This window comes from Actinophytocola sp. NPDC049390 (assembly GCF_044466355.1).
Lineage (GTDB): Bacteria > Actinomycetota > Actinomycetes > Mycobacteriales > Pseudonocardiaceae > Actinophytocola.
Genome location: NZ_JBITMQ010000005.1, coordinates 454390 through 476517, shown reverse-complemented (window position 1 = coordinate 476517; position 22128 = coordinate 454390). Strand labels below are relative to the sequence as shown.

Below are 22128 nucleotides of genomic sequence, written 5' to 3'. Positions count from 1 at the left end.
CGCGTTCCCCGGGCCGTTCGCGACTCACCGGGTATGACCACCACCCGGCCGCTCACCGCGCTGCGGGCCGCGCGGCTCTTCGACGGCGAACGACTCGTCGACGACCCGCTGGTCGTCCTCGACGGCGGCCACGTCATGGCGGTGGGCGCGGCCGTGCCGGGGGTCGAGGTGACCGACCTCGGCGACGTGACCGTCCTGCCCGGCCTGGTCGACACGCACGTCCACCTCGGGTTCGACGCGAGCCCCGACCCGGTCGGCGCGCTCGCCGCCCGGTCGCCCGACGGGGTGCGTGCCGCGATGACGGCCGCGGCGCTGGCGAGCCTGCGGTGCGGCGTGACGACGGTCCGCGACCTCGGCGACCGCGACTACCTCTCCCTCGACCTGCGGGACACCCCCGGCCTGCCGACGATCGTGGCGGCCGGGCCGCCGATCACCACGCCGGGCGGCCACTGCCACTTCCTCGGCGGCGCGGTCGAGAGCACGGCGGCCGCGGTCCGGGCGGCGGTGCGCGAGCGGGTGGCACGCGGGTGCGACGTCGTCAAGGTCATGGCGAGCGGCGGCACCCTCACCCCGGGCACCCACCAGCACCTGCCCCAGTTCGGGGCTGAGGAGCTGCGCGCGATCGTCGACGAGGCGCACCGGCACGGGCTGCCGGTCACCGCGCACGCGCACGCGAGCGCCGCGATCGCCGCCGCGCTCGCCGCGGGGGTCGACGGGATCGAACACGCGTCGTTCTGGTCGGCGGACGGCGTGGACGACCGCCCGGACCTGCTGGCGGAGATCGTGGCGCGGCAGGTCGTGGTGGGCGCGACGGTCGGCATGGTGCCGGTCGAGGGCATGGCGCCTCCGGCGGCGGTGATGGCACGCGTCCCCACGATCATCGCGACGCTGCGCAGGCTCGTCGGGGACGGCGCGCTGGTGGTGGCGGCCACTGATGCCGGCGTCGGCCCGCCGAAGCCGCATTCGCCGTTGCCGCACGCCGTCGGGCAGCTGGTGACGATCGGCATGCCGCCGCTGGACGCGCTGCGTACCGTGACGTCGGTGGCGGCCGGGGTGTGCGGGCTGGCGAGCCGGAAAGGCAGACTGGCACCGGGTTTCGACGCGGACCTCGTCGTGGTCGGCGGTGACCCGTGCACCGATCCGGCCGCGTTGCGCGACGTGCGCGCGGTGTACGTCGGCGGGAGGATCGTGGCGTGAAGATCGTGTTCGCGAGCCTGCCCGCGTACGGGCACCTGTACCCGATGCTGCCGTTGGCACTCGCCTGCGCCGAGTTCGGCCACGACGTGGTGGTGGCGACCGGCGACCCGTTTCTCGACGCGCTGCCGGTGCGCACGGAACGCGGGGTCGCCGAGGGCACGGTCCTGCACGACGTCGAGCAGGAGACCCGCCGCAACCACCCGGACGCGCACGGCCCGGAGTTCGTGGCCTGGATGTTCGGTGAGACGACGATACGGCTCGTCGTGCCCGACCTGCGGAAGGTGTTCGAGCGGGAGCGGCCCGACCTCGTGGTGCACGAGGTCCTGGACATCGGCGCGGCGGTGGTCGCCGCCGAGTTCGGCGTGCGCGCCGTCGCGTTCGGGCTGGGGCAGTGGCTGCCGCCGACCACGCGCTTCTACGAGATCGCGGGCGCCGACCCCACCCTGTCCGGCGGCTACCTCGACCCGATGCCCACCGCGCTCCAGGACCCGGGCGCGGTGCCGTCGTCACGGCGATCGATCCGCCCGGTCCCGTGGGCGCCGTCCATGCCGTCGTGGGAACCGCCGCGGGAGCGAACGGTGTACGTCACGCTCGGCACCGTCGCGTACGGCGCGGTCGAGGTGCTCCGGCGGGCCGTCCTGGAGACCGCGGCGCACGACGTGGACGTTCTGGTGGCGGTGGGCCCGGAGGGCGATCCGTCGCTGCTCGGCGAGTTGCCGCCGAACGTGCGGCTGGAGCGGTTCGTGCCGCAGGCCGCCGTGTTCGCGCACGTGGACCTGGTCGTGCATCACGGCGGAGCGGGCACGGTGCTGGGCACGCTCGCCGCGGGCCTGCCACAGCTGATTCTCCCGCAGGGCGCCGACCAACCGTTCAACGCCGCCATGATCAAGCGTGCGGGAGCGGGTCTGGCGCTGGCGAACGACGAGCAGACCCCGGGCGCGATCGGCGCGGCGGTGACGCGGTTGCTGGCCGACGGTCCGGAACGGGCGACCGCACGGGCGTTGGCACGCGACATCGCGGCCATGCCGTCACCGGCCGAGGTCGCGTCAACCCTCTGACGCGGCCAGTTCGGCGGCGAGGTTGCGACGTGCGGCGGTCTCCCAGTGGTGGGCGAGCCGGTACAGCGGGTCCTTGTCCAGCAACGAACGCAGCACCGCGGCCCGCCCCACGCGCCACTGCTCGTCGGTGACGTGGGCGTACTCGGCACGCACCGCCCGCCGGTAGCGCTCGTAGTCCGCCGGCGGCGCGGCGAGAACCGCCAGGTCCGCGTCCAGCAACGCCTGCGCGGTCCGGTCCCCCGGTGGGGCAGTGTGCTCGGCGGTCGCGAGCACGAGCCCTTCGACCCGCGCCACGTCCTCCTCGCCCAACCTGACCGCCGTCAGGTTCGCCCGTGCCCACGCGGCGCTGGCCCGTTCGTCCTCGCCCTGCCGCCCGTCGTACACCACGTCGTGTGCCCACGCCGCCAGCGCGACCAGCGCCCGGTCCCGCCCCTCGGTCAGCGCGACGGCGTCCCGCACCACCTGCCTGACGTGCGTCAGGTTGTGGTACTTCCGGTGTGGCTCGGCATAACGCGCCGCCAACTCCGTCGGCACGGGGGTACCGCCCAGCGCGCGGATCGCCTCAGCCCACTCCACGGGCCCATAATGGCAGTCATGGTGACCGCCGACGACGTGCGCGCGATCGCGAAGAGCCTGCCCCGCACGGTCGAGCGCCTGGTCCGCGACCAGGTGAAGTTCAACGTGGGCCAGCTCGTCTACGTGGCGTTGTCACGGGACGAGCTGACCATGGGCTGCGGTTTTCCCAAGGAGGAACGGGACGCCGCCATCGCCGCCGAGCCGCACAAGTTCTCCATGCCGAGCGTCGGCGACCAGCGCTACCGCTGGATCCACGTCGACCTCGCCGCGATCGACGAGGACGAACTGCGGGAGCTGGTCACCGAGGCCTGGCGCATGTGCGTGCCGAAGAAGGTCGCCAGGGAGTACGACGCTAGGCACGCATGACGGTCGCGATCGGGATCCGTGCCGCCCGCGCCGCGGGCACCAGGCCGCCCAGCACGCCCGCGATCAGCCCCGCCGCGACACCGGCCACGCCCGCCTCCCACGGGAACGTCACGTTGGCCAGCATCGGATGCCGGTCACCGAAGAGCCTGCCCGCCGCCGCCAGCCCCGCGATGCCCGCGCCGATCGCCGCCACCGCGGTCAACAGGCCCGTCAGCAACGTCTCCGCCAGCACGATGCCCGCCAGCAGCAACCTCGGGGTGCCGACGGCTCTGCGCAGCGCGAACTCCTCGATGCGTTCGCCGACCGTCGCGAGGCCCACGTTCAGGATGCCCGCCGAACCGATGAGCAGCACCAGGATCGACACGCCGAGGAACACCCAGCGCATCATCTGGATCTCGCCCGGCATCATGTCCTCGGCGCGGATCGTGTTGACGTACAACGAGTCGTGGTCGCCGAGCGCCGACACCTTCTTGCGCAGCGTGTCGATGAAGTCGGTCGCGGTCGGCGCGGCCAGCAGCTCCGGGCTGCCGAACATCGGGTTGGCGAGCGCGTCGACCGGCATCCAGTTCAGCAGCTCGTCGGACCGCACGTAGGCCTGCGGGCTGCTGTTGCCGTCGTCGACCACGCCGGTGATCCGCGGCGTCGAGTTCGCGGTCGCGCCCTGGAACCGCATCTCCGCGGGCACCTGGTACATCGCGAAACCCTTGGCGGCGGCCTCGTTCAGCACGAGCCGCGGCGCCATGGACGGCGCGCCCTCGAAGTCCAGCCACTGTCCGGACCGGAGGTGCAACGGCCGGAACTGCCGGACGTCGCCGGTCAGCGCGACGACCCGCAGCTCGATCGCCTGCCCGGACGGCTTGCCCTCGTTGGGGTCGACGCAGTTGCCCTGCGCGTCGCACTGCGTCATCGACGGACCCCAACCGCCACCGCTGCCGTCGAACGGCGCGCCGCCTTCGTTGATCGGCCGCACGTTCGGCTCGCCGATGATCGCGTTGGTGCCCAGCAGCGCCACCGCGTCGTCGCGGCCCGCCACGGTCTCCATCACGAGCCGGCCCGTGTTCTCGGCGGACTGCACGTAGATCTGCTGCGTGCCGTCGACACCCATGGTCAGCTCGGTCGACGCGACCAGCGCGCGGTACGCGATCACCTGGCCCGCCTGCGCGGCCACGACGCCGAGCACGCCGAGGAACAGGCTGATCATCGACAGGAACGTGCGCAGCTTGCGGGCACGGATGCCCTGCCCGCCGATGATGAGCGCGGACCGGAAGCGGCCGGAAAGCCTCATCATGGCTGCTCCTCCCAGGCTCCGAGCAACCACGGTGCCCCATGACTGGCTCCGCTCATGCGCGCACCCCCGCGGGTGACAGCACACCGTGGTCGAGGTGCAGGACACGCTGCATCTTCGCCGCGTGGTCGTGGTCGTGGGTGACGAGGACCAGCCCGCAGCCGCGGTCGGTCGCGGAACGGAGCGCCTCCACCACCAGGTTCCCGGTGTCGGTGTCGAGCGCGCCGGTCGGCTCGTCGGCGAGCAGGATCTTCGGCTCCCGCACCAGCGCGCGGGCGATCGCGACCCGCTGCTGCTCACCGCCGGACAGGCGGGGCGGCTTGTGCTTCGCGAGGTGCCCGATCCCCATCTGCTCCAGCGCGGCCAGCGCCTTCGCCCTGCGCTTGCGGCGCGGCAGCCAGCCCTGGCCGTTCACCAGCGCCATCGCGACGTTCTGCGCCGCGGTCAGGTGCTTGAGCAGGAAGAACCGCTGGAACACGAACCCGAACTCGGAACTGCGCAGCGCGGCGGCCTTCCGTTCGGGGATCCGCGTGATGTCACGCTCGCCCAGCAGGTACTGCCCGGCGTCCGGGCGGTCGAACAGCCCGATGAGGGACAGCAGCGTGCTCTTGCCGGAGCCGGACCGCCCGAGCACCGCGATGCTCTCTCCACTGTGGAGGGTCAGGTCCACGCCGGCGAGGATCGTGCGTGGTTCGTCCTGGCCGGTCAACGTCTTCGTCAGCCCGGTGACCCGGATCAGCGGCTCGCTCACTTGCCACCCGGGTTCTCTTCGGTCGCGGGCGCCAGGTTCGGCCCGGGCACGGCCAGCTTCTCCGTGCCGGTCAGGCCGGACTTGATCTGCACGACCTTGCCGTCGGTGAGCCCGAGCACGACGTCGACGATCTTCGTGGTGCCGTCGTCGGCCACGACCTCGACCTGTCCCTTGCCCTGCCCGCCCGCGACGGCCTCGACCGGCACGACGAGCGCGTCGGCCGCGGTCTGGGTGACGATCTCCAGCGTCACGGCCGCGCCGTTGATCAGCTTGGTGCCGCTCGGTGCCGTGCACACCAGCCGCAACCCGGACGCCTCGGAACCTGACGGCTGTTCGGGCTGTTCCTCCTCGGGCGCGGGCGGCGGCGGTGGGAGAGCGCTCTTTCCCGGCTGCTCCCCGGCGGGCGGCGCGGGATCGGCGGGCGGCGGCGCGGGCACGGTCCCGGCGGGCAGTGCGGCGATGGTCCCGCGCACCCCACAGGGGAACGGCCCGGGCCCGTTCTTGATCTGCCCGCGCACCTGGGTGAGCCCGTCCGCGATCTGGTAGGCCTTGTCGCTCTCGATCTCCGCGACGATCCCGTACCCGCCGAGCTTCGCCGACACGACCGGCATCCCGGCGGTGACCGAGGCCCTGTCGTCGACGAGCCGCCCCGCGAACGTGGCCCCGGCGGGCACCTCCACCCAGTGCGGTTCTCCGTCGGCCCACACGGACCCGACACGCGTCGGTGTCGTCGGCGTGCTCTCGGGCGCCTCGACGTCGAGGTACCGCATCTCCCCGGCGACCGGCGCGACCACGCCGAACACCGGGCTCATGGTGACCGTGCCCGCGAGGCTGACCGAGTTGGTCAGGTCCTGCTTGGTCGGCGTCACCGTGGTCATCACGGTGCCGCGGTCGGCGAGGTTCGGCGGTGGCGCGGCGGCCTCCGTGGTGCTGCACGCGACCGACACCACGAGCACGGACAGCAGTGCTCCGACATGGACGAGCTTCAACGCGGCCCCCAGACCTGATCAACGTTCCTGACCGGTATGACGCCTCGGAAAGCCACGAGGTTGCCCGGTGGTGCGGCACGCTACCGCACGAACAGGGTGTGAACGCGGATCGGTTTTGGTGACAGCAGCGTCAGCACTGCCCCGTCGACGGGCCTCCCACGGTGTTCGGGATGTCCAGGTCGTCGGGCGCCGTCGCGTTCCCGGTGCAGGTCAGCGGCCCGTCGACGGTGACACCGGCGAAGACGGGAGAGCGGTTTCCGGTCAGGGTCGCCGGGCCGCGGACCGCACCGCCGAGCACCTGGACCTCGCCGCGCACGTCCGTGACCGTCAACGACCCGCCCACCGTGCTGTGGAACAGCGTCACGGTCCCGCGTGCGCTCACCGGTCCGCCGACCGTCGCGGCCGTGGCGACGAGCGCGCCGCCGCCGGTCACGGTCACCGGGCCGCGCACCGTGGCGCCGTCCAGGCACGTCACGCCGTCCCGCACGACCAGGGGGCCGTCGTGCCGTCCGGTGATCGTCGTCGTGCACACGGGCGGTGGTGGCAGCAGTGTCACGTCGAACGCCGACGCCGGGCCGATGTTGCCGCTCGGGTCGATCGAACGGTACTCGATCGTGTGGGTCCCGTAACTGGTCGGTACCTCGTCCCACGGGGAAAGCCGTGGCACGCCTAGCTTTCCGTACACGAGGTCGTCGATTTCCGTGCCCTGCGGGGTGAACAGGAACGGCGCGTCCGGATCGGTCGGCCACCCGAAGTAGTTGAACCAGCCGTCGCCGTCGGTGCGGAACTCGCGCACGACGTAACCTGGGACGTCGTCGACACCGTCCAACCCCATCGTGAACGGTCCATTGTAGACAAAGGAGGAACCTCGTGACAGCAACGGATCCGACAGCTCGTACGTCACACGCGGGTCGGTGGCGTCCACCGACCACGTGCGCACGTCGGCCCCGACCGTCGCGGTCAAGGTGTGCGTGCCCGTCAGCGTCAGCGGAGCGAGGTCCACGGCACGGTCGTTGTCACCGGTGTCGAGTTCGGTGCCGTCGAGACGCCATGTGATCGCATGCACCGCCGACGTCGGATGCGTGGCCTCGGCGTACACCACGTCGGCGCCGCCGACCGGGCGAGCGGTCGGCGTCGAGTCCGTGAACGCCACCGGCACCGGCACGTCCGGCGTGGTCAGCGCGGTGTCGACCGTCCACGTGCGACGCTGCGTCAGCGCGGCGGACCCGCGGATGGCCGGGTCGCGCACGAACTCGGTCGGGTCAGTGACCGTCACGGTCACCTCGTGCACGCCCGGCGCCAGGCCGGAGGGGTCGAAGTCACGGGTGCCGGTCGCGGCGACCGCACCGTCGACCGTCCACGTCACGTCGAGCTGATGGGACACCGGGTACATCGTTTCGACCCACAGCACGCGGTCCGCCCCGACCGGTGCCGACGCGGGCGTCGCGTCGGCGAGGATGTTGGTCTTCGCCGAGATCCGCTGCGTCATCCGCTCGCGGCTGATCTGGTCGAAGTAGTAGCCGAGCGTCTTCATCATCGAGTGCGCGGCCGGTCGCCACACGCCCGTGCCCGAGTACAGACCGCCCTCGTAGCGGCCGATCGGGCCGCCGGACTCGCTGGTCTCACCGAGCCAGCGCCACCACTTCCGCTGCTGTGCGGCCATGTCCTGCTCGGTCAGCAGCGTGTGGTGCGACGACGACGGCTCACCGCCCGTGTACGGCGCCCCGCGCTCACCACGCGCGTAGTAGTCGTACTCGTCCTGCAACCCGCCGAGCGAGTGCCCCAGCTCGTGCGGGGTGATCAGCGCGGACATGGCGTTGCCACCGGACGCGGTCGCGTTCGCGCCGCCCGCGCCGCCGTAGGTGTCGCTGTTGCCCAGCGCGAGCAGCTGCCGGTTCGCGCGGGTCGTGCCCGGCACCAGGTCCGCGTACCGGTTGGCGGCGGTCCCGTTGACGGTCAGCAGCCGCTGCACGCTGTTCGGGTTGCAGCCACCCCAGAACCCCATGCCCAGCGGGGTGTCCACGGTTCCGGAGTCCAGCCCGGGGTCACAGTCCACACCGGACTCCGCGGAGGTGATCTCCACCGCGTACACGTTGACGTAGCTGCGGTAGGACTTGAACGGCTCGATCGTCCAGAGCACGTTCAGGTGCTTGTCCAGGTGCTCGCGGAACGTCGGCAGCTCGGCCGCCGTGTACCCGTCGCCCATGACGACGAGGTTGAACCGTTTCGCCGGGTCGCCGGTCACCTGGACGGGCACGACCGTCGCGTCCCCCGGCGCCGCCGCGGCTGCGGGCGGCACGGCCACGACCGCGGCTGTCAGTGCGATCGCGGCCAGCGCCGCCCGCCCCCTCATCGGCCGATCACCGTGCAGCCGGCGGTGGCCTTCTTCGCCGGGTCGCTCTCGGACGTCGCCGTGAGCATGACCTGTGTGGCCACCGGGCCGCTGCCGGTCTTCTTGACGTGCACGGGAACCTTGACGTGGCCGCCGAAGTCCGCGGTCGTCAACGCGTTGGGCACCGAGACCGCCCAGCCGTCGCCCGTGACCGACGCGGACACGCGGTACACGTCGCCGCCGGTGTACTTCGACACGTCCTCCGGGTGCGTCCCGGCGGGTGCGGCGTCGCCGCCGGTGTTGAACAGCGGGAACTCACACGTGGCAAGCCCGCCACGGTCGGCGAAGCCGAGCGTCGGGAGCACCTTCACGCCCCGCTGCTGCGGCCCGGCACCGTCGAGCGAACGGATCGCGACCGTGTAGGACAGCACGCCCGTGCGGTCGCGCTTGACGTCCAGCACGTAGAAGTGCAGGCGGTTGGCCTCGTCGACGTACTCGAACTCGCTGCCGGAGTTCGTGCCCGCGTGGAACAGCGCGTCGGACAGCTGCCGGTAGTCGCCGATCGTGATGGGCACCTCGGTGCCGTCCGGCAGGACGTAGTCGGTCATGCCGATGTCCTGCGGGTTGGCGTCGATGACCCATTCGAACGGCGCGCGGTCCTGGTCCTTCGTCTTGGCGAGCAGCACGCCCGCGTCCGGGGTGAAGGAGTCGGCGCCCATGCGGTCGACGACCTCGACCGTGTAGTTGTCGTAGCCGCCGCCGTCACAGAACGGGTCCTGCCTGGGGTCGCAGCCCGGTGCCAGGTCCTCGCTCATCGCGATGTTGACGCCCGACAGGCCCTTCGGCCCCGGCTGCACTGTCCGCGCGGTGATCTTCGCGATCACCATGCCGGAGTCGCCGAGCGCCTCCCGCGACAGCCGCAGCACGTTCTGCTCGTCGACCATGCCCAGGTCGATCTTGTTGCGCAGCATGTGCTGCGCGCCCATCGAGCCGCCGCCGGTCGGCGGGATCACCCACCGGCTGTGCGGGCCGCCCGGTCCGTTGAACGAGCCGCGGGAGAGCATCTCCCAGATACCCGTGTAGGCGCGGCGCGGCGGGTTGCCGTACGGGTTGTTGTAGTTGTCGCCGATGCCGAGGATGTGGCTCAGCTCGTGCGCGTACACGCCCATGCCGGAGCTCTCGGCCTGCGTCGACGAGCCACCGCCCGCGTTGGGCCAGATGGTCGAACCTGACGCCCATGAGGTCCAGTCGACGTACCTGGTCGGTGACCAGTTCGGCAGCGCCGGGTCCGGCGGGCCGAACGCGTCGGTCACGTCGTCGGGCGTCGCGAACTTCATCATGCCGAACTCCTGCCAGGTCGAGGACTCGTCCTGGCCGGCGGAGAGGAAGAAGACGAAGTCGTAGCCCGCGGGCACCTCGGGTCCCTGGTCAGCCACCCACGCGGCCCGCCCGTCGGTGCGGATGTTCCGGTTGCAGGTGTCCCCGGCCGGGCAGGCGGCGCCCTCCTGGAACTCCATCGCGTACTCGTGGTCCTTGCCCGGCATGGTGTACGGACCGAACGCGGTGAGGTCGACGCCGTAGCGGCCGCCGGAGTCCTCCATCCAGTACTCGTGGATGGTGTGGCCGCGGTTGAGCTCGTTCGGCTTGTTGAGGAAGTCCTGGTAGAACCGCGCGACCTGGTCGCGTGGGATGTCGTGCGCTTCGCTGCTCGGGTTCGCGAACACCGTCGAGCCCTGCGGCTGCGTCACGACGAACGGCTGGTTCGGGTAGTCCAGCAGCACCAGCGCGCCCTTGAAGGTCCGCACGGATCCCGTGACCGACGGGTCGGCCCAGTCGGTGCCGGGAACCTTCGTGTAGTCGCTCTCCCAGGTCATGTGGTCGGGGTTGACCCAGTCCTGGGGGTCGATCGGCGCGGGGAAACCGCTCTCCGAGGCCGCTACGCGGGCGGCGGAGTCGTCGGTCTGCTGCCACGGCTGCCGTTGCGGCCAGTGGTCGAACTGCCAGGGATGGGCCGGTGCCGCGGGCGGCGCGGCGAGCGCGGGCCCGGCGGTCATGCCGGCGGTCAGTGCGGCGGCGGCGAACAGGGCGGTCACCACGAGGGCAGGGCGGCGAGTCACACACCGGGACGCTAGCCGCGCGCTTGACCCACATCATCGATCCGATGTAGGGAACGTCCTGCGTAGGCTCCTACACCTGTCGAAAAGCGGAGGTCGCATGCACCCGCAGCCCGCCGTCGACGATCTTGCGCACCGCATCGGCCGCCCGGTGCTGCTGGAGGACCACGCTCAGAGCGTGCTGGCGTACAGCACCCAGAACGGCCCGATGGACGACGTCCGCCGCGACTCGATCCTCCGCCGCCACACGGCCGACGCGGTGCGGCACCACTTCCGCACCGCGGGCATCTTCGAGGCCCGTGGCCCGTTGCGCATCCCGGCGTCCGGCGGGGTTCTCCCCCGGGTGTGCGTGCCGGTCCGGCACAGAGAGCGGTTGCTGGGTTTCCTGTGGCTGATCGACGAACCACCGATGCCGTCGTCGGCGGTGGCCGAGGCGACGGCGACGGCGGCCGACCTGGCGCTCACGCTGTTGCACGAGGCGCTGGCCGCGGAGCTGACCACCCAACGCGAGCTCGCCGCGGTGTCCGGCGTGCTGCTGGGCGACGACCCGACAGGCGCCCAGGTGCTGGTCGAGGAGAGCGGTTTCCCACCACTGCCGGTGACGGTGCTCGTCGTACGCGGCCCCCGGCAAACGATGGAGGGAGGACTGCTGGTGGCGCGGCAGCGGTTCCCGTCGCGACACCTGGTCCGGGCGGATCACGGGGTGCTGCTGTGCGCGGGCCGGATAGCGCTCTCCGAGGTGCCGGCGCTGTTCCCGGACGCCGTGGTGGGTGTCGGCGACCCGAGGCCGTCGCTGGCTCAGGCGGCCGGGTCGTACGCCGAGGCGCTGCACGCGTCCGTGGTCGCGGAGCGGGTCCCGGCCGCGGGCCCGGTCGCGACGTGGGCTTCCCTCGGCGTGTACCGGATGCTGGCACACGTGTCCGCCGACGCGATCCATCCCGGGGTGGCGGCGTTGCTGTCGTCGGCGGAACACGTGCCGCTGCTGGAGACACTGGAGACGTATCTCGATCTGGCGGGCAGTGCGGTGGAGACGTCGAGTGCCCTGCGTCTCCACCGCACGTCCCTGTACTACCGTCTGCAACGCGTCGAGTCGCTGACCGGCACCAGCCTCAAGGACGGCAACGACCGCCTGCAACTGCACCTGAGCCTGAAACTCGCGCGCCTGCACGGCCGCTTCCCTACTCCGTCATCACGATGAAGTCGCCGTGGGTGCCGTAACCGAGCACGGGTCCTGCGAACTGGGTGCCCTCGAAGGTCACCATCCAGTAGCGGTCGCGGTACCGGAAGACCATGGGGTGCGGGATGTTCGTGCCGTAGGGCGCATTGAGTGTCCCTTGTGGACGCATGGCGAGGTCGTACTTGCGGTACACGCGGGCGTCGCCGTCGCTGGCGAGCACGTACCACTGCCCCTGGATCCGCTGGATGATCGTGCCCTCGGTCTGGTCGAGCGTCAGGTCGGCACCGACCGGCGCCAGGCGCTCCAGCGTCCGGCCGCGCGCCAGCGCCGGGTGGAACACGAACGCGGGTGACTGCGCGGGGCTCTCGACGAACGCGACGTGCCACTGCCCGTCGATGCGGGTCATGGCCGGGTCCCAGGAGCTGACGTCCGTCGGCAGGGGCATCCGCCGCGTCGGCAGGACGTGCACGCCGGACAGCACGTTGGCGCGGGTCCGCACGTACCGGACGTGCACCCCGGTGAAGTTGAAGTCGCCCCACGAGGACATGGCGAGCACGAACTCGTCCCCGTCGATCACGATCTGCCCAGCGTGGTCGCCGAGCACGACCCCGTCGCGGGCGAAGAACAGGTTCGCCACCTGGGTCAACCGCGTCGGGTTGGCGAGGTCGAGGGTCCACACGCCCCAGTGCGCCTGCTGGAAGAAGCCGAGTCCGGCGTTGGTGAGCGTCAGGTAGAGCTTGCCGTCGCGGATGTACGGGCGGCCGTCGGCGTACTGCACGACGTGCGGGTCGCGCACGCCGGCCTGGCCGTAGTACCCGGCACGGACCTGTCCCGTCGCGCCCTCGTACCCGTAGCTCAGGCCCCGCAGCACGCGGGGGTCGCGCAGGTCGATGAGCGCGCGCACGCCGTCCCGGTTGGTGAGCAGCGGCCGCCAGCCCGCGCCGGTGTCCGCGAGCACGGTGACCGCGTTCTCGTTGACCACGACGGCGAATCCGGCGCCCTCTGGCAGTTCGGCCGCCACGGACTCGACCACGGTCGTGGTCCCGCCGACGGTCACCTCGATGCTCGCGGCACCGGCGGAGTACCGGCCGAGCACGGCGGTGCCGTCCCCGACCAGGCCCGCGGCGACCGCTCCCGAGGAGCGCACGAGCACGGTGCAGAACGGGGCCACGGGCCGCACGCCGGTGGTGACGGCACCGGCACGGGCCGGTGCGTCGTACTGCACGAACCCGGGCGCGATGAGGTCGAATGGGCGGTACTGGTGGCGGATCCGGAACTCGAGGCCCGTTGCGGCCGCCACCCCGGGTAACGCCACGCCCGCCAGCCCGGCGACGGCCGCGCCCCGCATCAAGGTTCGCCTGTCGAAAGACATCGTCGTCCTCCTTGTCGGTTACCGATCACCCACTTAACGCGGTTCCCGGCAAACAATCAACGACGAAATCGAACAATTTCGAACAGTCAACCCAACCGAGGCCCCCGAACGGCAGAAAGGCCCCACAAGACACCCTTGACCTGCGAAAACCTCGCGCCCAGAACGTAACCTCAAGCCCCACCCATTCCCGGGGGCCACCCGCCTTGCCAGCCTACCCGTGGCCACCGACACAACCCCGGTTTTCGATCTTGCCTGTGGACAACCGGACCACCTGTGGACAACTCACACCTGGCCCGGCGCCCGGGGCCGCCGGCCGGGAAGCGGACGGCCCCGGGGTGGTCATCGGTACACGCGCACGTAGTCGATCAGCATGTTCTGCGGGAACTGCGTGCTCGCGTTCGGCGGCCCGGGCCAGTCACCGCCCACCGCGTTGTTCAGGATGAGGAAGAACGGGTGGTCGTAGACCCACGGCCCGCGGGTCGTCTCCAACGTGTCCTTGTCGACGGTGAAGAAGTTGTTGCCGTCCACGAAGAACCGCATCCGCGTCGGACCCCACTCGACGGCGAACACGTGGAACGCCGCGTTGGCCGCGGTACCGAGGTTCAGCGGCGAACCGTACCCACCGGCACCGAAGTACGCGGGCGCGTGCAGCGTCGAGTACACGTTGTTCGGTTCCTTGCCGACGTGCTCGAGAATGTCGATCTCACCGCACGCGGGCCACGGCCGCCCCTGGAAGAAGTTGCTGCCCAGCATCCAGAACGCCGGCCACAGCCCCTGTCCGCTCGACACGCGGATGCGCGCCTCCACGCGCCCGTACGTGAAGTCGAACTTCCCGGACGTGTTGAGCCGCCCCGACGTGTACTGGCACGTGGTGCTGCCACCGGACAACGGGTCGGGCGGGCACGACGAACCGGGCGTCACCTCACGCCGCGCCTGGATCACCAGGTTGCCCGCGCCGTCCATGCGCGCGTTGTCGTTGTTCGTGTAGTACTGCAGTTCGTTGTTGACGCCCGGGCCGATCTCCGGTGTCCACTTGGCAGGGTCCGGTGTGGACCCCGTGGCGCCGTTGAACTCGTCGCTCCACGCGAGCCGCGTGAAGTCCGGTGCGGGCGGGGCGGGCGGTGGTGGCGTCGGGTCGCCGCCCGTGCCGTACACCTGGAACTCCCACAGCGAGTAGCCGTAGCCGTTCGACCGCGCGGTGCCGTACATCCGGACGTACCGGCCGGTGCCGTTCACGGTCAGCGTCTCCTTGAAACCGCGGCCCGCGTTGGTCTGGTGGATCGTCGTCCACGACGCGTTGTCGTTCGAGACCTGGATCTGGTAGGCGGTCGCGTACGCCGGATCCCATTGCAGGACAACCTTCGTGACCGTAGCGGGCGCGCCGAGGTCGATCGTGATCCAGCCCGGGTCGACCCAGCCGTTGGTCGAGCTGGTCGCCCAGCGGGTGGCCGGGTCGAAGTCGGTCGCGCGGCCGGGCACGCACCCCGAGCACGCGCCGTCGTCCTGGAAGGTCGACGCCGTCGCGGGTTTGCCGTACGACAGCAGGCCGTTCTCGACCGGACCGCCGCTCTGCGTGCCGAACACCTGGAACTCCCACAGCGAGTAGCCCCACTGGGTGGCACGGGTGGTGAGGTTGAGCCGGACGTAGCGGCCGGTGCCGGTGACCGGAAGTGCTTGCACACCACCGGATCCCGTGGTCGTCGTGTACACAGTGGACCATGAGTTGGCGTTCGCGGAGATCTGCACCGAGAAGCCGCGCGCGTACGCGGCCTCCCAGTTGAGCCGGACCTCGTCGACGGCGTAGGTCCCGCCGAGGTCGACCTGTAGCCACTGCGGGTCGCTGAACTGGCTCGACCAACGGGTGCCTGTGTCGCCGTCGACCGCGGCGGTCGCCGGGAACGCCGCCGCGTTCTCGGTCGACGACGCCGTGACCGGTTTGCCCTGGGAGATGAGGACGCCCGCCGCCGTCGCGGGAGACGAGACGTGGAGCAGGGTGACCGCGAGTGCCGCGACCACCCCCAACGAGAAGAACCGACGAGATCTCATGCGTGCTCCTTTTGCACGCGACGGGGGCGCGTCCGGTCGCGAACCGTCGGCGTGGAACAGGGAGGGACTGGAGGCGTGAGAGCGCTCTCCCAAGGACAGAGAGTGGCGATCCGGACGAAACCTGTCAAGGCTGACGGCCGTTGGGGTGCTGCCGCTAGGCCGAACGGGGTCATTTGTTTCTGCGCAGAACAAAACCGTTGACCGGCGCGTGTGACCCAGGTCATCCTCATCTGTGAGAGCGCTCTCTCGTCCCCCTGCAGGAAACGTCGAGGGAGTTTGTCTTCAATGGCGAAGAGACGACTGTTTCTGATGCTCGCTCCGCGAGCTCCACGAGTCAGATGGCTCACGCTCGGCCTCGCGGCCGTCGCGGCGGCCGGTGTCGTCGTGAGCGGCGGCGTCAGCGGCAACCCGGAGAAAGCGCAGGCCGTCATCCGAGTCGCGGAGTTCCCGGCCGACTGCCGACTGAGCCACCGGCTGCCGGACGACCCCATCGTGCTGCCCAACCTGCCCGGTGCGTCCCATTCTCACGACTTCTTCGGCAACCACGCGACCAACGCGAACACCACGACCCACCAGCAACTGGCCGGCGCCACCGGCAACTGCGACCCGGCCGTGGACATCTCGTCGTACTGGGTGCCGACCCTCTACAAGAACGACCAGCCGGTGGTGCCGACCGGCATCACCTTCTACTACCTGGGCGAGGGCGTGAACGACCCGGCGTCGATCCGCCCGACACCGGTCGGGTTGAAGATCGTCGCGGGCAACTCCAAGGCCACCGGCGACGCCGACTCGATCGCCCGCTGGTCGTGTCTGCACGCCGGGCACGTCGCCCCGTCGAAGAACTTCGTGAACTGCCCGTCCGGCACGCAACTGGAGACCTACCTGGACTTCCCGCAGTGCTGGAACGGCACCACGCTGGACTCGTCGGACCACAAGTCCCACATGGCGTACCCGGTGGCGGGCAACTGCCCGTCGTCGCACCCGGTGCCCGTGCCGAAGCTGCGGATGGTGCTGCGGTACCCGGTGAACGGCGACCCGTCGGGGCTGCGGCTGTCCTCCGGCGACGGGAGAACGTTCCACGGCGACTTCTTCAACGTGTGGCCCGCGGCGGAGATGGAGCGGCGCGTGCGGGACTGCATCAACCCGGTGATCAAGTGCGGCCACGACGGTCACCCGCTCTGATCCTGTTCCTGCTGGCCGCGCTCCTCACGGCGTGCGGCCGGCAGGACGCGGCACCGGCGCGGAACCCTGCACCGCAGGCCGGTACCCAGGCGGTCGCGTCGAGCAGTGGCTTGGAGAGCGCTCTCGACGCGACCGCCCTGGCCTTCGCGGAACTGGTCGTCTCGACCGACGACCAGGCCGTGAAGCTGCTGGACATGGGCGCGGCCAGGGCGGAGTCGGCGCGGCTGCGGAGGTTCGCCGGCGAGCTGGCGTCGGTGCGCAGGGCGGAAGCGACGCGCCTGCGCGGGATCCTCGACGGCGCCGGCGCCCGGTACGTCGACAACCACGCTGGTCATGACATGCCGGGCATGCCGACGGAGGCGGAGCTGAGAGCGCTCTCCTCGGCCCCGGACTTCGACGCCCAGCTCACGAAGCTGATCAGGGCGCACCTGACGGAGTCGGCCACGGTGGCGAAGTCGGGGGCGTCGTCGGTGGCGCACGAGGCGACGAAGGCGGTCGCGGAGGAGATGGTGCGCGAGCGGGAGAGCGCTCTCCGAACCCTGGACGCGCTCGGCTGAGTGCGTTCCGGGGGCTCGCGCGGCTCGCGGGCCCGCGGCCTACGATCGGCCCATGGTCAGCAGCCTCGGCGAGCTCGAGCGTGCCGTGATGGAGGTCCTGTGGGACCGCGGCACTCCGGCCGCCGTGCGCGACGTCGCGGGAGCGCTCTCCGAGCGGGAGCTCGCGTACACGACCGTGATGACCGTGCTGGATCGGTTGACCAAGAAGGGATTCGTCCGGCGACAGCGCGACGGCCGGGCCTGGCGGTACGAGCCGGAGAACACCCGCGAGGGCTACGTCGCGCAACTGATGCTGGACGCGCTCTCCCTGACCGGGGACCGGGACGCGGCGCTCACCCGCTTCGCCAGGTCGGTCAGCGGCACGGAGGCCGAGGTGCTGAGCCAGGCACTCGCGCGGGCACGGCAGGACGAGCGGGAGTGACCACGTCGGTCCACCTCGTGGTGACGCTGGCCGTCTGCCTGATGGCGGTGCGACCACTGGCGGACGCGCGCTGGGTGTGGCGGTCGCCGAGGACCGGGATCCTCCTGTGGCAGATGGTGGCGCTGACGGTCGTGCTGTGTGTCGGCGGCATCGCGTTCCAGGTGTCGCCGTGGCTGGGGAGCGCTCTCCCGGTCGCGTTGCTCACCGCGGTGGCGTGGCGGTGGGCGGCGACGCTGCGGGCGCGGCGACGGCACCGGGAGGTCCTGACGCTGGTCGCGCGCTCGGACAGCGCTCTCCCGGGGGTGCTGGTGCTGGACCACCCGCTGACCGTCGCGTACTGCGTGCCCGGGTGGCGGCCGCACGTCGTGCTCAGCTCCGGGGCGCTGGCGACACTGCGCGGTGACGAGGTGGCGGCGGTGCTGGCGCACGAGCAGACCCATGCCCGCGAACGGCACGACCTGGTGCTGCTGCCGTTCCTGGTGTTCCGGCCGCTGTGCCGGTTCGCGGCGGACGCGGTCGCGTTGCTGGTGGAGATGCGTGCCGACCAGAGCGCGGCGCCCGGTTCGCTCGCTACCGCGCTGCACAGGTTCACGGCCGTCACACCGCCGGGCGCGCTGGGCATGGCGGACGCGGCGGTGGTGGCGCGGCTGCAGCGGTTGCAGCAGGAGCCGTTGCCCGCGGTGGTGTGCTGGCTGGTGGTCCTCGTCGGGCTGACGTTGGTGTCGACCCCGCTGAGTTTCCTGGTGTGGTGACTTCCTACGATTCGTAGTAGTCGAGTTCTGATGGGAGCGCGGTGTTCGAGATCCTCGCGGCGGTGCTGACGTACCTGTCACTGGCGGCCGCGGTGTGGGCGGCCGTGCTGGTCGTGGCCGGCAAGCCGATCCAGCTGCGGGAGTGGCACGGGCTGTGGCTGTACGGCCTGGTGGTGCTGGTGGAGGTCGGGCTGCTGGTGCAGCTGGTCGCCGGCATCGTGCGACTGTCGACTGACGACCGTCAGGTGGACACGCTCGCGTACCTCGGCTATCTGATCACGGCGTTGCTGGTGCTGCCCCTCGCCGGTTTCTGGGCGCTGTTGGAACGGACGCGGTGGGGCCCCGCGGTGATGGTGGTCGGCTGCCTGACGGTGCCGATCCTGGTCCTGCGGCTCGGACAGGTGTGGGACGCCAATGTCTGACATCGCCGCACGCACCCGCTCCGGCCCCGGCCGGTTGCTGATCGCGGTGTACGCGATCTTCGCGCTGGCTGCGACCGCCCGGTCGGCCGTGCAGCTGGGGACGCGCTTCTCGCAGGCCCCGCTCGCCTACCTGCTGTCAGCTTTCGCCGCGGCGGTGTACATCGTCGCGACGGTGTGCCTCGCCCGCGGCAACCGAACCTCGCGCCGGATCGCCACCGTCTCGATCCTCGTCGAGCTGGTCGGCGTGCTCGTCGTGGGCACCCTCTCCCTGGCGGTGCCGGACCTCTTTCCTGACGCGACCGTGTGGTCGGACTACGGGCAGGGCTACGGGTACGTGCCCGCGATCCTGCCGCTGCTCGGCCTGTGGTGGCTCCGCGCGACCCGCCCGCGAAGCTCACTGCCCTGAAAGGGCATCAGCGGCGTCTGCGCGGGGTCAGGCGCACGCCCGGCAGATCCGGCGCCGGGATCCGCGCACCGTCGTGGCCCGCCACCTCGCCGAACCGGGGGTCCGCCGCCTCCCAGGCCGCACGGGCGGCGGCTATCTCGTCGTGGCCGCGGCCCACGAAGTTCCACCACATCACCAGCTCGTCCGGGAACGGCTCGCCGCCCAGCAGCAGCGCGCGGCCCTGGCCGTCGAGCCGCACCTCCGCGCGGCCCGTGCCCAGGTACAGCAGGTGCCGGGGCGGTACCTCACGGCCGGCAACCCGCACCGGATCGATGGCCAGCACCGCGTGCTCGTGGTCCGGGCGCACCGGGAGCACCGCCGCGCCCGTGACCGTCAGCTCGGCGCCCACGATCGGAGTGTGGGCCGTGGCGGGCGACGTCACGTCGGCGAGCGAACCCATCAGGACGGTCGCCGTCACGCCCGGGGCCGCGTACACCGGCAGCGACACGTGTTGTTCGAAGTCCGGCTCCATCGTCGCGCGCTCGGCGGGCAGCGCGACCCACAACTGCAGGCCGTGCAACGGTCCCGGCGACACCGACAACTCCGAGTGCGACACGCCGCGACCGGCGGTCATCAGGTTCAGCTGACCCGGGCGGACCATGACGTCGGACCCGAGGCTGTCGCGGTGGTGGATCTCGCCCGCGAGCGGCCACGTCACCGTCTGCAGCCCGATGTGCGGGTGGGGCAGGACGCGCATCGCCGCCTCATGTGGACCGAACGAGTCCAGGAAGCACCACGCGCCCACCGTCGGCAGGCCGCGCTGCGGCATCACGCGGTCCACCTGCATCGCACGCAAACCGCCCAGTGGCACGGCTCTCGGCGTGAACAGTTCCGCAACCGCGTGGTCGTCGGCCTCGGTGTGGCACAGCGTCACGTCCGGGCTGGTCTCCAGGTTGCTCACGGCGCTTGGACGTGCCCGTCGTACTTGTCCGTCTTCTTGACGTACCCGGCGATGAACTCGCACATCGGCACGATGACCTTGCCGTTCGCGACGACGTCGTCGAGTGCCTCCGCGGCCAGGACCTTGCCCAGGCCCTGCCCGCCGAACGCCTTGTCGATCTCCGTGTGCGTGAAGACGACCCGGTCGCCGGTCCGGTAGTACTGCGTGAAACCGGCGAGCCTGTCGTCCGAGTACACCTCGTACCGCAGCTGCTCCCGGTTGTGCACGACCTTGGTGTCCGCCATCGCTCGCCCTTCCGTTGGTCCACTACCGACCCTACGGTCAACCAGCGCGCCGCGCCCCTGATTCCGGCTCGTCGTGCACGAACGGACGCGTCGCCGGTGACCGCGCGCTACTCGGCTTCGCCGCGCGACCGGCGGTGCGCGGCCTCGATCAGCCGGTGCAGTTCCTCCGTCGGCACGCTCGCGGCGGGCAGCGAGTTGACGCGCCGGATCTCGGCCGGGTCCACCTTGTGCTCGCGGGCCTCGGTGAGCAGGCCGTTCACCTCCTGCTCGGTGTCCGTCAGCTGCGTGTAGCAGTAACCGGCTACCTGACGACTGTCAACCAGCGCTGTCACCAGGCGTTCGTAGGCGGCGAGAAGGGCGTCGGCGTCCTCGACCGTGCGGTAGCCGAACCAGCGGTCCCCCGCGTCCGGCGTGTAGCTCAGCCCGCCGAACTCCGTGACCATCAGCGGCTGATCACCGCGCACCGGGTCGCCCAGCATGGTCCGGCGGGGGCCGGGCCAGTCACGGCGGAAAGCGCTCTCCACGGCCTCGGGTGTCCCGTACCGGGACGCGAGCCCGTCCGCCGACGGGCTGTAGTCGTGCACGGTCCAGATGTCGCTCGTCGCGTGTTCCCAGCCGTCGTTGGAGATCACCGGCCGGGTGCCGTCGACGGCGTGCGTCAGGTGGTAGAGCGACTCGAGGAAATGCCGCTGCCTCGCGTCGGACGCCAGCGCGGGCGTGCCCCAGCTCTCGTTCACCGGCACCCAGGTGACGACCGACGGGTGGCTGATGTCGCGGCGCACCACCGCCAGCCACTCGGCGGTGAAGCGGGCGACGCCGTCGGCGGAGTAGTCGTACGCGTTCGCCATCTCGCCCCACACGACGAGCCCGAGCCGGTCGCACCAGTACAGGAACCGCGGGTCCTCGACCTTCTGGTGCACGCGGACCCCGTTGAAGCCGAGCTCCTTGATCAGCTCCACCTCGCGTCGGAGAGCGCTCTCCGACGGCGCGGCCAGGTGCGACTCGGGCCAGTAGCCCTGCGCCAGCACCAGCCGCAGGAACAGCCGTTCGCCGTTGAGCACGAACCGGCCGTCGCGCACCTCCGCGTCCCGCAGGCCGAAGTAGCTGCCGACCTCGTCGACCACCTCACCGTCCCGCAGCAGCGACACGGTCGCGTCGATCAACGTCGGAGAGGCCGGGCTCCAGCGGAAGTCGCCGTGCGGCAGTGCGATCGTGCGCTCGACGTCGCTGCCGTCCACCAGGTACCGGTCATCGGCGAGAACGCGCTCTCCGAGCGACAGCCGCACCCGGACGGACAACCCCGCCGCGTCGACCGTGCTGACCCGCACCCGCACCGACCGCGACGCGAACGAGGGGACCCACTCCACGCCGGCGACGTGCGCCGACGGCACGGCCTCCAGCCACACCGGCTGCCAGATGCCGGTGGTCCGGTGATACCAGATCGCGGCCGGTTCCGGCTCCCAGTACTGCTTGCCGCGTGGCTGCGTCATGTCGTCGACGCTGTCCTCGGCCCGCACGACCACGACCTGACGACCGTCAGGTACGAGCGCGTGCGTGATGTCCACGTGGAACGGTGCGTTCCCGCCGACGTGCGAGCACACCTCCGTGCCGTTGACCCACACCCTGGCCCGGTAGTCGACGGCGCCGAAGTGCAGCAGCACCCGGTCGCCGGTGGGCGCGTCGAACGTCCGCCGGTACCAGACGACCGGGTGCGGTGCCGGGTCGTGCACACCGCTCGCCGCCGACTCCGGCGGGAACGGCACGGTGATCCGCTTCTCGAACGCGTGGTCGCCCCGCCACCACTTCTCTTGTACACCGGCGTTCTTGTCGTCGTGGGCGAACTCCCACTCGCCGCACAGGTCCTGCCATTCCGTTCGGGTCAGCTGTGGCCTGGGGTGCAT

21 protein-coding genes are annotated in these 22128 nt (G+C 71.2%); 10 read left to right on the top strand and 11 right to left on the bottom strand.

The genetic code is table 11. The features are described from left to right. Positions 1-33: 33 nt before the first annotated feature. Both ACIBVP_RS18555 and ACIBVP_RS18550 read left to right on the top strand, forming a co-directional pair. Positions 34-1197: an amidohydrolase family protein gene (locus tag ACIBVP_RS18555; RefSeq protein ID WP_396107356.1), complete on the top strand. Its 1164-nt coding sequence runs from the start codon at positions 34-36 to the stop codon at positions 1195-1197. Continuing rightward, positions 1194-2255: a glycosyltransferase gene (locus ACIBVP_RS18550; RefSeq protein ID WP_396107355.1), complete on the top strand. Its 1062-nt coding sequence runs from the start codon at positions 1194-1196 to the stop codon at positions 2253-2255. The genes ACIBVP_RS18555 and ACIBVP_RS18550 overlap by 4 nt, the downstream gene beginning before the upstream one ends. Here ACIBVP_RS18550 and ACIBVP_RS18545 read toward each other — a convergent pair. Continuing rightward, positions 2244-2831 carry a hypothetical protein gene (locus ACIBVP_RS18545; protein ID WP_396107354.1) on the bottom strand — a complete coding sequence of 196 codons (588 nt, stop codon included), beginning with the start codon at positions 2829-2831 and terminating at the stop codon, positions 2244-2246. The two genes, ACIBVP_RS18550 and ACIBVP_RS18545, sit on opposite strands and share 12 nt — an antisense overlap. Positions 2832-2849: 18 nt before the next feature. On the opposite strand from ACIBVP_RS18545, the gene ACIBVP_RS18540 reads away from it, so the two are divergent. Beyond that, on the top strand, positions 2850-3197 hold the full coding sequence (locus ACIBVP_RS18540) for an MmcQ/YjbR family DNA-binding protein (protein ID WP_396107353.1): 348 nt from the start codon (positions 2850-2852) through the stop codon (positions 3195-3197). On the opposite strand, the gene ACIBVP_RS18535 is transcribed toward ACIBVP_RS18540, so the two are convergent. The 5 genes from ACIBVP_RS18535 to ACIBVP_RS18515 all read right to left on the bottom strand — a co-directional run bounded on the left by ACIBVP_RS18535 (position 3184) and on the right by ACIBVP_RS18515 (position 10428). Continuing rightward, positions 3184-4485: an ABC transporter permease gene (locus tag ACIBVP_RS18535; protein ID WP_396107352.1), complete on the bottom strand. Its 1302-nt coding sequence runs from the start codon at positions 4483-4485 to the stop codon at positions 3184-3186. The genes ACIBVP_RS18540 and ACIBVP_RS18535 overlap by 14 nt on opposite strands. A gap of 52 nt (positions 4486-4537) precedes the next feature. Further along, a complete protein-coding gene (locus tag ACIBVP_RS18530) occupies positions 4538-5233 on the bottom strand; it encodes an ABC transporter ATP-binding protein (protein WP_396107351.1) in 696 nt (231 codons plus the stop codon). Then, complete coding sequence (locus ACIBVP_RS18525; RefSeq protein ID WP_396107350.1) at positions 5230-6222, bottom strand: efflux RND transporter periplasmic adaptor subunit; 993 nt, start codon at positions 6220-6222, stop codon at positions 5230-5232. The genes ACIBVP_RS18530 and ACIBVP_RS18525 overlap by 4 nt, the downstream gene beginning before the upstream one ends. A 130-nt stretch (positions 6223-6352) precedes the next feature. Then, positions 6353-8575 (bottom strand): M64 family metallopeptidase, encoded by a 2223-nt coding sequence (locus ACIBVP_RS18520; RefSeq protein ID WP_396107349.1) that lies wholly within the window; start codon positions 8573-8575, stop codon positions 6353-6355. Beyond that, the gene (locus ACIBVP_RS18515) at positions 8572-10428 is read right to left on the bottom strand and encodes a M6 family metalloprotease domain-containing protein (protein ID WP_396107381.1); all 1857 of its coding nucleotides are present in this window, start codon (positions 10426-10428) and stop codon (positions 8572-8574) included. Before ACIBVP_RS18515 ends, ACIBVP_RS18520 begins: the two co-directional genes overlap by 4 nt. 340 nt (positions 10429-10768) lie before the next feature. Here ACIBVP_RS18515 and ACIBVP_RS18510 point away from each other — a divergent pair, with 340 nt between their 5' ends. Next, positions 10769-11866: a PucR family transcriptional regulator gene (locus ACIBVP_RS18510; protein WP_396107348.1), complete on the top strand. Its 1098-nt coding sequence runs from the start codon at positions 10769-10771 to the stop codon at positions 11864-11866. Here ACIBVP_RS18510 and ACIBVP_RS18505 read toward each other — a convergent pair. Together ACIBVP_RS18505 and ACIBVP_RS18500 are read right to left on the bottom strand one after the other, a co-directional pair. Continuing rightward, complete coding sequence (locus ACIBVP_RS18505; protein ID WP_396107347.1) at positions 11847-13217, bottom strand: hypothetical protein; 1371 nt, start codon at positions 13215-13217, stop codon at positions 11847-11849. The genes ACIBVP_RS18510 and ACIBVP_RS18505 overlap by 20 nt on opposite strands. Positions 13218-13556: 339 nt before the next feature. Then, entirely contained in the window at positions 13557-15263 is a 1707-nt protein-coding gene (locus tag ACIBVP_RS18500; protein ID WP_396107346.1) for a discoidin domain-containing protein, read from the bottom strand. A gap of 285 nt (positions 15264-15548) precedes the next feature. Between ACIBVP_RS18500 and ACIBVP_RS18495 the strand changes: the two genes are divergently transcribed. Genes ACIBVP_RS18495 through ACIBVP_RS18470 form a run of 6 tightly spaced genes read left to right on the top strand, consistent with a single transcriptional unit; the run spans position 15549 to position 19003 of the window. Beyond that, a complete protein-coding gene (locus tag ACIBVP_RS18495; protein WP_396107345.1) occupies positions 15549-16445 on the top strand; it encodes a DUF1996 domain-containing protein in 897 nt (298 codons plus the stop codon). Beyond that, entirely contained in the window at positions 16418-17002 is a 585-nt protein-coding gene (locus ACIBVP_RS18490; RefSeq protein WP_396107344.1) for a DUF305 domain-containing protein, read from the top strand. Before ACIBVP_RS18495 ends, ACIBVP_RS18490 begins: the two co-directional genes overlap by 28 nt. Before the next feature lie 52 nt (positions 17003-17054). Continuing rightward, a complete protein-coding gene (locus tag ACIBVP_RS18485; RefSeq protein WP_396107343.1) occupies positions 17055-17423 on the top strand; it encodes a BlaI/MecI/CopY family transcriptional regulator in 369 nt (122 codons plus the stop codon). After that, positions 17420-18175, top strand: a complete 756-nt coding sequence (locus ACIBVP_RS18480) for a M56 family metallopeptidase (protein ID WP_396107342.1) — start codon at positions 17420-17422, stop codon at positions 18173-18175. Before ACIBVP_RS18485 ends, ACIBVP_RS18480 begins: the two co-directional genes overlap by 4 nt. Before the next feature lie 41 nt (positions 18176-18216). Then, positions 18217-18597, top strand: coding sequence for a hypothetical protein (locus tag ACIBVP_RS18475; protein WP_396107341.1), 381 nt, complete (start codon positions 18217-18219; stop codon positions 18595-18597). Further along, entirely contained in the window at positions 18590-19003 is a 414-nt protein-coding gene (locus tag ACIBVP_RS18470; protein WP_396107340.1) for a hypothetical protein, read from the top strand. The genes ACIBVP_RS18475 and ACIBVP_RS18470 overlap by 8 nt, the downstream gene beginning before the upstream one ends. Positions 19004-19010: 7 nt before the next feature. Here the strand turns inward: ACIBVP_RS18470 and ACIBVP_RS18465 are convergent, their stop codons facing one another. From ACIBVP_RS18465 to ACIBVP_RS18455, 3 genes are all read right to left on the bottom strand, one after another. Then, entirely contained in the window at positions 19011-19943 is a 933-nt protein-coding gene (locus ACIBVP_RS18465; RefSeq protein ID WP_396107339.1) for a pirin family protein, read from the bottom strand. Continuing rightward, entirely contained in the window at positions 19940-20227 is a 288-nt protein-coding gene (locus ACIBVP_RS18460; protein ID WP_396107338.1) for a GNAT family N-acetyltransferase, read from the bottom strand. Before ACIBVP_RS18460 ends, ACIBVP_RS18465 begins: the two co-directional genes overlap by 4 nt. 107 nt (positions 20228-20334) lie before the next feature. Further along, complete coding sequence (locus ACIBVP_RS18455) at positions 20335-22128, bottom strand: glycoside hydrolase family 2 protein (RefSeq protein ID WP_396107337.1); 1794 nt, start codon at positions 22126-22128, stop codon at positions 20335-20337.

Coding starts and splice junctions, on each gene's coding strand:
- ACIBVP_RS18555 (WP_396107356.1), top strand. CDS start 34: ATGACCACCACCCGGCCGCTCACCGCGCTGCGGGCCGCGCGGCTCTTC.
- ACIBVP_RS18540 (WP_396107353.1), top strand. CDS start 2,850: ATGGTGACCGCCGACGACGTGCGCGCGATCGCGAAGAGCCTGCCCCGC.
- ACIBVP_RS18535 (WP_396107352.1), bottom strand. CDS start 4,485: ATGATGAGGCTTTCCGGCCGCTTCCGGTCCGCGCTCATCATCGGCGGG.
- ACIBVP_RS18520 (WP_396107349.1), bottom strand. CDS start 8,575: ATGAGGGGGCGGGCGGCGCTGGCCGCGATCGCACTGACAGCCGCGGTC.
- ACIBVP_RS18515 (WP_396107381.1), bottom strand. CDS start 10,428: ATGACCTGGGAGAGCGACTACACGAAGGTTCCCGGCACCGACTGGGCC.
- ACIBVP_RS18510 (WP_396107348.1), top strand. CDS start 10,769: ATGCACCCGCAGCCCGCCGTCGACGATCTTGCGCACCGCATCGGCCGC.
- ACIBVP_RS18505 (WP_396107347.1), bottom strand. CDS start 13,217: ATGTCTTTCGACAGGCGAACCTTGATGCGGGGCGCGGCCGTCGCCGGG.
- ACIBVP_RS18500 (WP_396107346.1), bottom strand. CDS start 15,263: ATGAGATCTCGTCGGTTCTTCTCGTTGGGGGTGGTCGCGGCACTCGCG.
- ACIBVP_RS18495 (WP_396107345.1), top strand. CDS start 15,549: ATGGCGAAGAGACGACTGTTTCTGATGCTCGCTCCGCGAGCTCCACGA.
- ACIBVP_RS18485 (WP_396107343.1), top strand. CDS start 17,055: ATGGTCAGCAGCCTCGGCGAGCTCGAGCGTGCCGTGATGGAGGTCCTG.
- ACIBVP_RS18470 (WP_396107340.1), top strand. CDS start 18,590: ATGTCTGACATCGCCGCACGCACCCGCTCCGGCCCCGGCCGGTTGCTG.
- ACIBVP_RS18460 (WP_396107338.1), bottom strand. CDS start 20,227: ATGGCGGACACCAAGGTCGTGCACAACCGGGAGCAGCTGCGGTACGAG.
- ACIBVP_RS18455 (WP_396107337.1), bottom strand. CDS start 22,128: ATGCACCCCAGGCCACAGCTGACCCGAACGGAATGGCAGGACCTGTGC.